Source organism: Ruminiclostridium josui JCM 17888 (assembly GCF_000526495.1).
Classification (GTDB): domain Bacteria; phylum Bacillota; class Clostridia; order Acetivibrionales; family DSM-1351; genus Ruminiclostridium; species Ruminiclostridium josui.
In genome coordinates this window covers 1,655,150-1,669,267 of sequence record NZ_JAGE01000001.1, presented here as the reverse complement: position 1 = coordinate 1,669,267, position 14,118 = coordinate 1,655,150, and the positions used below count along the sequence as shown (strand labels likewise).

8 protein-coding genes are annotated in these 14,118 nt (G+C 36.3%); all 8 read left to right on the top strand.

The window, feature by feature from the left end; translation table 11 throughout:
* Positions 1 to 166 precede the first annotated feature (166 nt).
* The 8 genes from K412_RS0107860 (at position 167) to K412_RS0107825 (ending at position 14,101) form a co-directional block, all read left to right on the top strand.
* Entirely contained in the window at positions 167 to 568 is a 402-nt protein-coding gene (locus tag K412_RS0107860) for a hypothetical protein (protein WP_024832595.1), read from the top strand.
* Positions 569 to 602: 34 nt separating this feature from the next.
* Positions 603 to 1,379 carry a glutamate racemase gene (gene murI / locus K412_RS0107855; RefSeq protein WP_024832594.1) on the top strand — a complete coding sequence of 259 codons (777 nt, stop codon included), beginning with the start codon at positions 603 to 605 and terminating at the stop codon, positions 1,377 to 1,379.
* A gap of 126 nt (positions 1,380 to 1,505) precedes the next feature.
* The gene (locus K412_RS0107850; protein WP_024832593.1) at positions 1,506 to 2,786 is read left to right on the top strand and encodes a glucose-1-phosphate adenylyltransferase; all 1,281 of its coding nucleotides are present in this window, start codon (positions 1,506 to 1,508) and stop codon (positions 2,784 to 2,786) included.
* The gene (gene glgD, locus K412_RS0107845) at positions 2,783 to 3,901 is read left to right on the top strand and encodes a glucose-1-phosphate adenylyltransferase subunit GlgD (RefSeq protein WP_024832592.1); all 1,119 of its coding nucleotides are present in this window, start codon (positions 2,783 to 2,785) and stop codon (positions 3,899 to 3,901) included. The genes K412_RS0107850 and glgD overlap by 4 nt, the downstream gene beginning before the upstream one ends.
* 303 nt (positions 3,902 to 4,204) lie before the next feature.
* A complete protein-coding gene (locus K412_RS0107840; protein ID WP_024832591.1) occupies positions 4,205 to 7,048 on the top strand; it encodes a hypothetical protein in 2,844 nt (947 codons plus the stop codon).
* A 294-nt stretch (positions 7,049 to 7,342) separates the two neighbouring features.
* The gene (locus tag K412_RS0107835) at positions 7,343 to 10,267 is read left to right on the top strand and encodes an Ig-like domain-containing domain (protein ID WP_024832590.1); all 2,925 of its coding nucleotides are present in this window, start codon (positions 7,343 to 7,345) and stop codon (positions 10,265 to 10,267) included.
* A 205-nt stretch (positions 10,268 to 10,472) separates the two neighbouring features.
* Positions 10,473 to 12,755, top strand: a complete 2,283-nt coding sequence (locus K412_RS0107830) for an S-layer homology domain-containing protein (protein ID WP_024832589.1) — start codon at positions 10,473 to 10,475, stop codon at positions 12,753 to 12,755.
* A gap of 101 nt (positions 12,756 to 12,856) precedes the next feature.
* A complete protein-coding gene (locus K412_RS0107825) occupies positions 12,857 to 14,101 on the top strand; it encodes a TolC family protein (protein ID WP_024832588.1) in 1,245 nt (414 codons plus the stop codon).
* Positions 14,102 to 14,118: the final 17 nt, after the last annotated feature.

Below are 14,118 nucleotides of genomic sequence, written 5' to 3'. Positions count from 1 at the left end.
ACTACATTATATTCAATAATACGCCAAATGGTTAACAAAAAATCCTTTAAATTCTAAACATACAGTCAAACTGGTTATAGTAATAAAATTTGATAACCGGAAACATGATATTATATAATAATAAATAAGTTTAAACATATGAATTTTATATATAGATGAGGTAGCTATGAGAAGAGTTTTCAGGGCATTGGGAATTAGTATCTTCAATGGGATTGTTATTATAATTATGCTGGTGATAATTGTACAGCTGAATTTGCCAATGGTCGGAACTTATATTGTTTTTGGGGCAACTTCGATATTATACCCTGCTGTTATACTGCTTTTGTACAGAAGGTTGTGGGAAGCTGAAACATTAGTTATTGTACCTGTCAGCCTAATGCTTTCGGCGTTGTATTCATTAGGAATATCAATGTACAGTTTTTATGGTACCGGAGAATTTTCTATAATGTTTAAGGATTTGATGTATTTTATATATTTCCTTCCTTCAGTTATTTATTGCATAATAGGGTGGATTATATTTAGTGTTATGACAAAGATGTCTAAAAACACTCGCAGGAGGGAATTTTAAAAGATACAAATGGCAAAGGAGTAGTTGGATTTAGATGAACACCAATAAAATAGGTTTTTTAGATTCCGGCTTTGGCGGGATAACAGTTTTAAGCGAGGCGCTGAGACAGCTTCCCAAAGAAAATTACATATATTATGCAGATATCGAACATGTGCCTTATGGAACAAAGACAAAGGAAGAAGTAAGGAAATATGTTTTTCAAGCCGTAGAATTTTTGGTGAATCAAGGAATCAAAGCACTTGTTGTAGCATGTAATACCGCTACAAGTATTGCTGTAAAAGAACTCAGAGGGATGTACGATTTTCCTATATTAGGCATGGAACCCGCGGTGAAGCCTGCTGTTCTAAACGGTAATGGAAAAAGGGTTCTTGTCCTTGCTACTGCCTTAACTCTTCGTGAAGAAAAATTCCACAACCTGGTGCAAAGAGTTGATCAGGAACATGTAGTTGATTATCTGCCTTTTCCTGAGTTGGTTGAGTTAGCTGAGAATATGATTTTTGATTATAGAAAAGTTATACCTGTAATAAAAAACAAATTAGCAGGCATTAATCTGGAAAATTATAAAACTTTGGTTTTAGGGTGTACTCATTTTCCGATATACAGGAATGCATTTAAACAGGCTCTCCCTCCTTTTATTGATATAATAGACGGTAGCGAAGGGACAATCAGATATCTTAAGCGTTTACTGGAGGAGAGACGGCTTATTAGCACAAATACTGATGGCGGGAATGTAGTTTTTTTTGATTCAGGTATCCAAATACAGAACAAGGAAAGGCTAAAAACTTTTGAGTGGCTTATTTCCCATTGCTAGAGAATATTTTGTTATAAAGTGGTAATTTATTGCTATATATAAAGGGAAATGCAAATTAAATGTAGAAATATAAAAGTAAATTATACGTTATGGCAGCATAAAATCAGTTAACCGGGAGTTGGTGCAATGATTAGGAAAGAAATGATAGCAATGTTGCTGGCTGGGGGCCAGGGAAGCCGTCTGGGTGTACTCACTAAGAATGTGGCCAAACCTGCGGTTCTATATGGAGGGAAATATAGAATAATTGACTTTTCTCTTAGTAACTGTATAAATTCCGGAATTGATACAGTAGGTGTTCTGACCCAATATCAACCGCTAAAGCTCAATGCTCATATAGGAATAGGCAAACCATGGGATATGGACAGAATAGACGGTGGTGTTACCATATTATCCCCCTATTTAAAGGCGGAAATAGGAGAATGGTTTAAAGGCACTGCAAACGCAGTTTATCAGAATATTCAGTATATAGACAAGTATTCCCCTCATTATGTAATTATTCTATCTGGTGATCATATCTACAAAATGGATTATTCCAAAATGCTTGATTTTCACAAGGAAAACCAAGCAGATGCCACAATTTCAGTTATTAATGTGCCTTATGAAGAGGCTAGCAGATACGGCATTATGAATTGTCATGCAAACGGTAAAATTTATGAGTTCGAAGAAAAACCCAAAAATCCTAAAAGTACCCTTGCATCTATGGGGGTTTATATTTTCAACTGGCCAATTCTAAGAGAGTATTTAATAAAGGATAATGAATGCTCTGATTCCGAAAATGATTTTGGAAAAAACATAATTCCCGCAATGCTTGGAGATGGGAAAAGTATGTGGGCATACCAGTATTCCGGCTATTGGAGAGATGTAGGGACAATACAAGCTTTTTGGGAATCAAATATGGATTTGGTAAGCAGAGTTCCTCAATTTAATCTATTTGATCCGGAATGGAGAATTTATACACCGAATCCTGTTAAGCCGGCTCACTATATAGCTAGTAGTGCCTGTGTAAAAAAATCACTAGTAGCAGAAGGCTGCTCGGTTTATGGAACAGTTGTAAACTCCATTTTATTTCCGGGTGCTTATATAGAAGAGGGAGCATTTATTCAGGACTCGATTATAATGTCCAATTCAAGAGTATGTAAAAATGCATACGTAAACAGATCTATTATCAGTGAGCAGGTTATAATAGGCGAAAAAGCTAGACTTGGAGAAGGTGCGGATGTTCCTAATGAATACAAGCCTGGAATATATAACTCAGGTATTACGGTTGTAGGAGAAGAGGCAAGCATACCTGCAGATGCTGTAATTGGAAAGAATGTTATGATTGATATAGGAGCTTCGGCAGCGGATTTTACATCTTTAAATGTAGAATCCGGTAAAAGCGTATTTAAAGGTGGTGTTGCGGAATGAAAAATGTGATGGGAATAATAATGTCAGGGGGACGTAACACAAAGCTTAAGGAGCTTTCGACAATAAGATCCAGCCCGGCAGTGCCGGTAGGAGGAAAATACAGAGCTATTGATTTTGTACTGTCAAATATGGTTAATTCAGGAATTACCAATATAGGTGTAATAACTCAATACAGCTTCAGGTCACTAATGGATCACCTTGGTTCTGGTAAAGAATGGGATTTGGATAGAAAAACAGACGGACTTTTTCTTTTTCCACCATTTTTATCCGATGAAGGTACGGGCTGGTACAGAGGTACTGCCGATGCCATGTACAACAATCTAACCTTCCTTAAAAGGAGTAATGAAGAATATGTACTGATAGCTCAAGGTAATTGTATATTTACTACAACCTTTGACGACATGCTAAGGGCTCATAAAGAGAAGGAAGCGGATATAACAGTTGCTTATCGTGAAATGAATGATATACCAATGGAGGAACTGAGCAACATGGGTATAATGCAGCTTGACAGTTCATCTAGAGTAATCGATTTTCAGGAAAAGCCAATGCATCCAAATACGCTCAATGGTTCTCTGGGTATTTATATGATAAAAAGAGAATTATTGATTGCACTTCTTGAAGAAAGCGTTGCACATGGATACTATGACTTTGTACTTGATATTATAATAAAGATGCTCCATAAGCTCAAAATCTATGGATATAAATATAATGGCTATTGGAGAAGCATGTCTACGGTACAGATGTACTACAAATGCAATATGGATTTGTTGGACCCTGCGGTAAACAACGAATTATTGGGGAATTTAAAAATATATACAAAAGTCAAGGATGAAGCACCTGCCAAGTATAATGAAGAAGCAGAGGTTAAAAACTCAATAATTGCGGATGGATGCATTATTGAAGGAACAGTTGAAAACAGCGTACTTTTCAGAGGAGTCACAGTAAAACGGGGTGCTGTGGTAAAAGACAGCATTATAATGCAAGGAAGTATAATCGAAGAAGATTCGGCCCTTAACTATGCCATACTTGACAAAAACGTTATACTTTCAAGAAACAAATGCCTCAAGGGTGAGAAATCATGGCCAATTATTATTGGGAAAAATGTTATTGTGTAATAATTAGTTTATAATTAATAATTACTTATAAAACAGAGCTGTCTTATCAAAGACAGCTCTGTTTCTACGTTTGCTCATTTCTGCTCAAAACCTTTATTACATGGGGATTACAATTAATTTACATAATATCTTATTATGTTGACCCGGTAAAAATTCTGGTGTTATAATGAGTATGCAATTGAGGCGGGCAGTTACTCGTAAGGCCTTGATTTCAAACCATTTCAAGCCGGGGACAAAAATCTAATGGCCGATTTTATCCCGGTAAAACTATTGGCCAGAAAACATCTAGGGAGGATTCAGTAAATGGGAAATTTTAAAAAGATTTCTGCTGCAGTTGTTGCCGGTGCAATAATGTTATCATCAGTGGTACCGACATTTGCAGCCACATACAGTCCGGTAAACGGAGAAAAAGCAAGTGTTCTTAATCAATTGGAGTTGTACGCTGGAACTAGCGACACTTCATTCGTACCATCTCTTGAAACATCACTTACAAGAGGACAAGGTGCAACTTTATTAGCAAAACTCTTCAATATGGATAATGCTGCACAAGCATTAACAGAAGAAGAAGCAAATGAAATTCTTAAAGATTTTGCAGATGCCGACAAAGTACCGACATATGCAAAGAAAAGATTGGCTTATTTAGTCAAGAACAATGTTATGTCAGGTTCAAAAGACACAACTACCGGAGATGTATATGTAAATGCTAACGAAGCTCTTCTCGGAGGACAATTCGCTACTCTGATTCTTAAGCAGCTCGGATACACAGTATCTAGCTGGACTGAAGCAGTAAATCAACTTTCAAAGGTTGATGGTGCAAAAGAAATCGCTGATTATCTTGCATATGCTCAGAAGGCACTTCTCAGAGATCAGGCAGTAGGAATCATGTTTGGTTCATTGACATCAGAATACTCTGACGGAAAAGCAACAATAATTGAAAAAATAGTAGAAGCTAATCCAAGCCTCAAAGCAATTGCTGAAAATGCTGGACTTATAGTAGCTCCAGAAGTTCTTGCAGTAGATAGCGTAAAGGCGTTGAATCTGAAACAAATTCAAGTAGTATTCAACAAGACAGTTGACAAGTCAGTTGTAGAAAAGATTGAATACTTCAATGCATTTAACAGCGGTTCATCAACTGACCTAGCAAGTGGCGGTACAGTAGAACTTCAGGCTGACGGTAAAACAGCAATCGTTACATTGGGTTCAAACTTCAATAATGGAACAGTAGCAAAGGTTGTAGTAAAGACTATCGCTTCTTATACAAATGATTCAGTTGCAGTTGCAGATACAACTGTACCAACAGTTACAGGAGTAACAGTAACAGGACCACAGACTATCACAGTTGAATACAGCGAGCCTATAAAGGGAATAAACAACGCTGAGTACACTATTGATAATGGTAACTACATTGTAACAAATGCAGTTGCAAACGGAAATAACAAGGTTGATGTTACAGTTGGTGTTAACCTCACAAATGGTGAACATTCACTTAAAATCAACGGCACAAACGTAAGCGACTACGCTGATTACAAGGTAATTTCAAGAACAATTAACTTTACAGTTGCAGCTGACGCTACAGCTCCTGTAGCAACAGTTAAGTCTGTATCACCTACAGAAGTTAAAGTGACTTTCAATAAGCCTGTAACTAATGTAAAAGATGAAAACGTACTTTACAGACACACTTACAATAGCAACCTCTATGAATTAGCAGGTTCAAATGCTAAAGTAATAGTTAACTCTTCAACAGAAATAACAATTGACTGGTCAGCAATGCCTATTCCTCTTGGTGCTAACAAACTGTATATTGCTTATAGCAGTGATACAGGAAATAAGATTCAAGACTTATGGGGAAATAAGCTTGAAGCTCTAAGCCTTGACTTGGCAGTAGCAATGGATACAGTTAAGCCTGCAGTTACAGAAGTTAAATTTGTTGATGCTTCAACATTGAAAGTAATATTCAGCAAGAAATTAGAACAAGCATCTGCTGAAACAGCATCTAACTTCATAGTTAAAGATTCAGCAGGTAAAGTAGTTACAATCAATACACCTGTACTTGGCGGCGACAACGCTAATGAAGTAACATTGACAACTTCAACAGCTAATGCTCTTGGTGGTGGTAGCTACACAGTAGAAGTTAAGAATGTAAAAGATACTGCACTTGTTCCTAACGTAATGGACGCTTACAGTGCAACATTAAATATAAATGATACAGTTAGACCAACCCTTGGTACAGCTAAACATTTAATAGATTTATCAGATGCAAACCATCAAAAAGCAACAGTTTACATCCCATTTAGTGAAGTAATGGATGCAGCATCATTAGTGAAAGCAAACTTCATGAAGGTTGTAAATGGCGGAACAGCAGCAGTTCTTGGTGACAACGATACTATTACAGTTGCAGCAGACAAGAAGTCAGTAACAATCGTAATTGATAACGGAACCACTGCAATAAGTGATATCAATATAGTAGTAGGAGCTGTTAGAGATGCAGCAGGAAACGGACTGGCAGCATTTGCAGCTAACGCTGACCCTGAAGCAGATGCAATAGCAATCGAAAAGGTTGAAGCAATCGCTAAGAAACAAATCAAGGTAACATATGACGGAAGATTGTCAGCAGTTACAGCAGCAGGTTACAGCCTGATTGCAGATGGTACTGATACCGGAATAAACCTTTCAGTAGCAGGCCACACTGTTAACAGTGACGGAAAATCAGAAGTTATATTCAACCTCGGTTCTGAATTAAGTGCTGATGCAAAATCTTCAGATAATGCAGTATCACTTGTAGCTTCATCAGCAGCAGGTACTAAGAGCTTCTTAGGAACTGTACTCAGTGACAATGCAGGAAAAGAGATAGGTGATAAGATAACTGCTTCTGTAGTATCAGTAACAGTGGTTGGTGGAACTATCGAAGTTAAGTTTGACGAAGCAATCAAGGCAGATACTCTTGCAGCAACATTGAATGGTTTCTCAGTAACAGGCGGAGATGCTAAGTTGACTTCAGTAGCTCTGAAGAGTGGAGATGCAACAACAATAGTTCTTACAGGAACAGATTTTGTAGCTAACCAGACTTCAGTATCATACAACTCAGCAGCTGGTATTACTGATAACGGTTCTAACTTAATAGCAAGCTTTACTCAGATTGCTAAATAATATAGTAATTAAATTAGAAATAATAAAATGAAACAAACCCCAGTATTATTACTGGGGTTTGTTTCATTTCTGTTACAAATTCTTTACACTTAAAACCACCACGTTGACTGCAAAATTTGCCAGTGATATAATACATATGAATCAAGATAGGTAAATTTAGGTAATCTCAATCTATTGCTACCGAATCTTGGAAAATAGGTTAAACGAGTTGGGCTATAAATAGTGGGAGAGGCGTAGCCCGCTCTGGATATTAAAGCCCACCCGCTACAAAATACACAAGGAGGATTTGAGAACATGAGAAATCTCAGAAAGCTAACTGCAGTTGTTATAGCCGTAGCATTGGTATTAACATCTATGACTGCTGCATTCGCTGCTTCAGGTTCATATGAATTTGAAGAACAAGCAACAGTACTTAAGGATCTCGGCATTTGGCAGGGAGACACTACCGGTGACTTGATGCTTGGTGAAGACTTAACTAGAGCACAAGGTGCGGTATTAGTACTAAAGACTGTATTAGGTAAAACAGACAAAGATATGGAAGCTGCAGATGTTTCCAAAATCGCAAGCTTTGATGACGCTGATGAAGTTCCTGCATGGGCTGAAGGTTGGGTAGCACTTGCTGTTCAAGAAGGCGTTATGAAAGGTGGAAATAACAAATTAGCTGCTGGTGATCCTTTAAAAGGAAAAGACCTTGCATCTATGTTCATGAACGCTCTCGGATTTGCAGATGAGAACAACTATGCTAAATCAGTTGAATTATTAGCTGCTAAGTCAGCTGGTAAGATTCTTGTAGCTATCGCTGATGATATTACTAATGAAGATCTTACAAGAGATGCTGCTTCTGCAGTAGTATTCGATACTTTAACTGTTAAAGCTAAAGATGCTGCTAAGACAGTTGTTGAAGTTTTAGTTGGAACTGACGCTGCTAAGAAAGCAGTTGCTGAAAAAGCAGGTTTGATAGTTGCTCCAGCTGCTCAGACTGTTACTGGAGTTAAAGCTTTGAACTTGAAGCAGGTTCAAATCACATTTGCAAAAGACCTTGTAAAGGCTGATGCAGAAAAGATAGCAAACTATGTTGTAACTGAAGGTACAACAGATAAAGCTGCTGGTGGAAGTGTTGCTCTTCAGGCTGATGGAAAGTCTGTTATAGTAACATTGGGTCAGGCAGTTACAAATGGAGCATCTGCTATTGTTGAAGTAAAGAACTTTGCAACATACAAGAGTGATGCAGTTAAATTTGAGGATTCAACTGTTCCTACAGTAGTTGGTGTAACAGTTTCAGGTCCAAACACTCTTACTGTAGAATATAGTGAACCAGTTCAACTTAAGGCATCTGCAACATCTGCAACACCTGTAACAGATGCTATCTCTAATGGAGAATTCAAGGTTGATGGTGGTAACTACATTGTTACTAATATTGAAATTAACATCAATAAGGTTACATTAACAGTAGGTGTTCCTTTAACTGAGGGTGCACACAAGGTAAGCTTTGAATCTAAGGGGTATATATTTGACTATGCAGGCTACAATGTACTTCCTAAGACTGTTGAATTCACAGTAACAAATGATAAGACAGCTCCTGTTCTTACATTAAAATCAGCAGAACCTAAGACTGTAATATTGACTTCTAACAAGCCTTTGGACGAAAATAGTGTTAAGAGTGCTAATGTTAGATACAGACATACATATAATACTGACACATACTTTGTAAAGGGTAATGATACAAAGACAGTTGATAGTGAAGAGGTTGCAAAGGTAACTCTTACCGATGCAGGAACAACTATTACTATTGACTTCTCAGGTAACGTAATACCGTTAGGAGCAACTAACCTATATATTGGATATGATGATGCAAATGGCACTCAGATTCAGGACTTATGGGGAAATAAATTACCTGCTACAACTATTCCTTTGAACATAGTTCTGGATACTGTTAAACCAACAGTTACAGAAGTTAAGTTTGATAATACAAAGCAGTTAACAGTTGTTTTCTCTGAAAAACTAGATAAAACAACAGCTGAACAATCAGGCAACTATGTAATCAAAGATTCAACTGGAAAGGTTATATCCGTTACTGGTGCAACTCTTGTTAATGATGATTCACTTAACAAAGTTCAGCTTGCTTTTACAGATGAATTGGGTGGCGGATCCTATACTATCGAAATAAAGGGAGTTAAGGATGACGCTTTTGTAAACAATGTAATGGATACTTATACATCAACATTGAACTTTACTGATAAGGTAGCTCCAAAGGTACTTGATGATTCAGCAAGAATTGTTGTTGGTAAAGATTCAGCAGGAAATGATAGCAAAAAGGCATCCATCTACATTCCATTCAGTGAACAAATGGATCCTACTACACTTGTGAAGGCTAACTTCATGAAGAATATTGGTGATGGTAATTTTGTTGCTTTAGGTGACAATGATACAGTTACTGCTGCTGCTGACGGAAAGTCAGTTACAATTGTGTTAGATAAGAGTGCTTCTGTTCTTATTGAAGGTGATGTTGAAATTAAGGTTGGTCTTGTAAAAGACGTTGCAGGAAATACTTTGGCAACTTATGTTAAAGATGTAACACCTACTAAAGATACTATAAAGATTGAAAAAGTTGAGGCTATAGCTAAGAAGCAAATAAAGGTTACATTTACTGGTAGACTTTCTACCATAACTGCTAAAGGCTTTAAACTTACAAATGCAGATGATGAGGAAATTGCATTGTCAGTTGCTAGTGTTACATTGAACAATGACGGTAAGTCAGAAGTTGTATTTAACCTTGGAGCAGAGCTTAAAGAAGATGCAACATATGTAAAGAGTGCGGCAACAGCAACAATAGTATTGTTATCTGTTGACGATGCCGTAGCTGTTGATACTAAATCATACTTAGGTGCAGTTATATCAACAAGCTCTGAAGTTGCTTCAGACTTAATTGCTCCTTCTGTAAATACAGTTAAGGTTACAACTGATGGTACTATCGAAGTTACATTTAATGAAGATATTGATAATACTACTTTAGCTGCTTCAACATTGAATGGCTTCTCAGTATCAGGCGATGTTAAGTTAGTAAAAGTTGCACGTACTTCATCTAATGTAATTACTCTTACACCTGAAGATGGAAAGAAATTCTCAGACTCAACTGTAGTTAAATATAACTCAGTTGCTGGAATAACTGACACTTCTAGTAACAAGGTTGCTGACTTCGAAAAGACAGCTACAAAATAATTTAACAAATAAAGTTTGGATGTAAATCCTTACAATAAAAAAAGGAACTGCCCTAGGGCAGTTCCTTTTTTGAGTTTTTCTTCAGAGTTTACAAATATGTAACCTAAATACGACCCTATCACGAAAATTTGCCTTTATTGTAGATAACTATATTGATATAATGGTAAACAGAGGGAATATTTCAGGAAAGCAAAAGGGGGACACAATGTACATAAGAAGAAAATTATCTCTAGTATTGGCTTTGATTATTTGCCTACTATCTTTTACGCAGGCATTTGCAGTTGGTAATGAGGATAGTATGACAACAGATGAGAAAGCAACAGCATTGAACAAGATTTCATTATTATCAGGAACAAACACAGGTTTCAACCTTGATGGATATTTAACGAGAGCCGAGGCAACTACTTTTATAGTAAAGCTATTGGGCAAGGCTGAATATGTTAATCAGGAGAAAGATAGACTACGAGTATCCCACTTTCCGGATGTAGTACAGTCTGCATGGTATGCTCCGTATGTAGGATATTGTAGCGAAAACGGTATTATTGCTGGATATCCCAACGGGAATTTCGGACCCAATGACAGGTTAAATGAGAAGGCCTTTTTGACTATGGTTTTAAAAGCCATAGGCTATAGTGAATTTACAGGAACTGAAGTATATACAAAGGCATATGAAACTGGATTGGTAACAGACAGCTCGTATCTAGAGAAGACAGATGTAAACAACGAATATAAACGTGGTGATGTGGTAGAGCTGCTATATCATACACTTAGCATAAATCCCAATGATTCTCAGGTATCAGTTCTGAAAACACTTATAAGTAATGGGGCAATTAAAATTGATGCAGCTATATTAGCAGGATTATTAACAGAGGCTGATAAACTTGAAATAGCCGAAATCATCCCACAAAGTGCCATGACACTTGTTGTTAAGTTTAATAAAGAAATTCAGAAGCTTACAGCAGACGATATAAAGATAAATACCTTCGGTAATGACAATGAAGTGCTAAATGCCTCAATTGTTAAGCAGGAAGGAAATACAGTGACTATAAAAACTGCTTTGCAGGTTCCGCAAAAGAATTATTTTTTAAGAATATCTAATGTATCTGATATGGATGACAACATAAAGCTCCCATATGTAGAAGCAGCATTTCCTGGTTATGTACAAAAGGAGATAATTTCTGACTTCTTTAAAATAAGCAGTATAAAACCTGTAAGTAAGAATTCAATAATTATTTATTTTACACAGCCGGTTAATATTAATGCAGAAGATCCAACGTTCTATTCAATTTTTGACGGTGATACTGAGATACTAAAAGGCAGTGCAAGTACTATCGCGGTGAAGGCTCTGGACTCTCAGAAAAATGCAGTTTCATTGACATTGAAAGGTATAAGCCTTGCACCTGATAAAGAATACCATATAAAAGTTTCAGGCGATCTTAACAGCGAATATGGTGTTCGTTTGGGAGAAGCCGAGGGTGACTCTGGGGCATTTATTAGTATAAATGAAGATAATGTGGAATTTGCAGTTGATAAAATATATGCATTGAACAGCAAGACCATAAGAATTGATTTTAATAAGCAGGTTAATCCTACTCGTGCTCAGTATATACACAATTATGGACTTACTTCCCAGGCTGATTATCAGATTCAGATTACAAAGGCTGTAGTTGCACCTGACGTAGCCAGCAACGGTAAAAGTGTGCTTCTGACCATAAATGGCGGATTGGATTCCACTCAGGAGTATAAACTTATGATTTTTGATCTTAATGATATTTCAAGACAGCAAAGCATTACAGAGAGACTATACTCATTTTCCGGGAAATACACTGACAGCGGTGTCTTGAATGTTACCGATGTAAAGGTTATTGATACCGGCACTCTTGATGTGTATTTTAACCGCGAATTAGATAGTGAGTCTGCTTCCATAAACAATAACTATACGTTTATAGGTATTACAAATACAATGTATTCATCAATACCGGTCAAGGCATATTTCGATTCACAACAGCCTAAAAAGGTGCGATTATTCCTTGGAAATGACAGTCAGTTTAAATATAGGGATAGTTATAAACTGGTTGTACAGGCATCACTAAAGGATTATATGGGTAATCCGGTTGGAACGCTGATTTATGTTTCCTTTCCATGTAATACAGAATTAAAAGCAGTTAAACCTAATATAAGCAGTGCAATTATAATTGCAAAGGATGCAGTTAAATTGACTTTTTCAAGAGAGATTTCACTAGAAACTCCAAACATACTAAACTCAAATTATGTACTTGAGTATAGTGACGGTATAAATACAGTTAAGAAGATACCGACTTCTGTAAATTATATTAATGCTACCACAATGATACTCAAATTTGATAAGCTGGATTTTAACAACAGGTATACAATTCGATTCACTTCACTCAAAGACATCTCTGGATTGTTTAAATCTTCAGGTTCTGAGTTTAATTCTGTGCAGGTTATCATGGGTTCTGACAAATAAGCTTTAACCAATTTTAAAGAGAATAGTGGATATGCTGCTATTCTCTTTTGCATTCCAGACATTTGTTAGGACAAACCCGTATATGGAAATGGAGGGATAAAATGTACAAAAAAGTTATAATTTTTATGTTACTGTTCTCATTTACTTTTTCATCTATAAATATATGTGCAACAGAGAAAAGTACAATGACATTAACGCTTAAAGATGCAACACAGCTTGCGGTAAAAAATAGCAGACAGCTGACTCGTCTTGGAAGGACTATTAAAGATTTGAGAAAGGAATATGAAGGCTCCTACGCTGTTGATGTACTTAACACTGATAGATACGTAATGGTAGACAGGATGAATGAATTATATGCCAAATTAACTTCACGTAAGCTAATGAGCCTTGATGAACAAGGTGAGCTTCTGATGCTTTATACAGTTTTAGCCGGTACCGCTGAGGCAAAAGAAATTAAACTTGAGCCTGAAATTAATCCAAAGGATTTTCCTGATGCCGTGGCATGTGCCACGATTGTAAAGAGTTGTTTGAATAAGGAACTTGCATATTTATCTATTGAGAACGGTATAAGACAAACCTTTGATTCAATATTGAGCATAACAAAAAATATTGATTTAGCACAGAAGACATATGAAATTCAAAGGCAGAGATTAAATAAAGCGGAAAAGGATTATAAAAATGGATTAATTTCAGAAACTGAAAGATTAACAATTGAAACGGAATATAAAAAACAGGGTATTGAATTAAATAAGCTAAAAAGAACTCTGCAAAACCTGAAGATGTCTTTTAATAGGCAATTGGGAATCAGTATAGATACGGATGTTACCCTTGTGCCATATAAAGTAAATACTGATTACAAGATAGATAAATATGAAAATTACCTTAAAAAAGCGTTGGTAAACAGAAATGAGATTACTTCACTTAAAATGGATTTAAAGGCAGCTGAAATCCAATTATATACTTTTAACCTAATCTACTCATTTGAATTTAGCAATTCTGAACTGGATTTGTATAAAAAGAATATGGAATTGCAGATTTCAGATATAACCAATCAAATAAAAGAAAAGCAGATTTTAATAGAGCAGGAATTAAAGAGTGCATATGCAGACCTTATAGACAAGCATAAAACTATGGAAAACTCAAAATTGTCTCTTGAATATGAAAAGAAAAAATTTGAAGTTTCAAAGCTGATACTTAGATCCGAATCATTGAGCATCTTGGATTACAATACGGCCGTGATTTCACTGGAATTAGCTCAAAGCGACTATGACAATAAGGCTAGGGATTTTGATTATGCAATATATAAATTGAAAAACTCTTGCAATATAGGCCCTGGATACAATTAATTTAAGGAGATGATGAA

What these genes read in the sequence shown, in the direction of transcription:
- K412_RS0107860 (WP_024832595.1), top strand. Translation starts at nt 167, where the DNA reads ATGAGAAGAGTTTTCAGGGCATTGGGAATTAGTATCTTCAATGGGATT.
- murI (WP_024832594.1), top strand. Translation starts at nt 603, where the DNA reads ATGAACACCAATAAAATAGGTTTTTTAGATTCCGGCTTTGGCGGGATA.
- K412_RS0107850 (WP_024832593.1), top strand. Translation starts at nt 1,506, where the DNA reads ATGATTAGGAAAGAAATGATAGCAATGTTGCTGGCTGGGGGCCAGGGA.
- glgD (WP_024832592.1), top strand. Translation starts at nt 2,783, where the DNA reads ATGAAAAATGTGATGGGAATAATAATGTCAGGGGGACGTAACACAAAG.
- K412_RS0107840 (WP_024832591.1), top strand. Translation starts at nt 4,205, where the DNA reads ATGGGAAATTTTAAAAAGATTTCTGCTGCAGTTGTTGCCGGTGCAATA.
- K412_RS0107835 (WP_024832590.1), top strand. Translation starts at nt 7,343, where the DNA reads ATGAGAAATCTCAGAAAGCTAACTGCAGTTGTTATAGCCGTAGCATTG.
- K412_RS0107830 (WP_024832589.1), top strand. Translation starts at nt 10,473, where the DNA reads ATGTACATAAGAAGAAAATTATCTCTAGTATTGGCTTTGATTATTTGC.
- K412_RS0107825 (WP_024832588.1), top strand. Translation starts at nt 12,857, where the DNA reads ATGTACAAAAAAGTTATAATTTTTATGTTACTGTTCTCATTTACTTTT.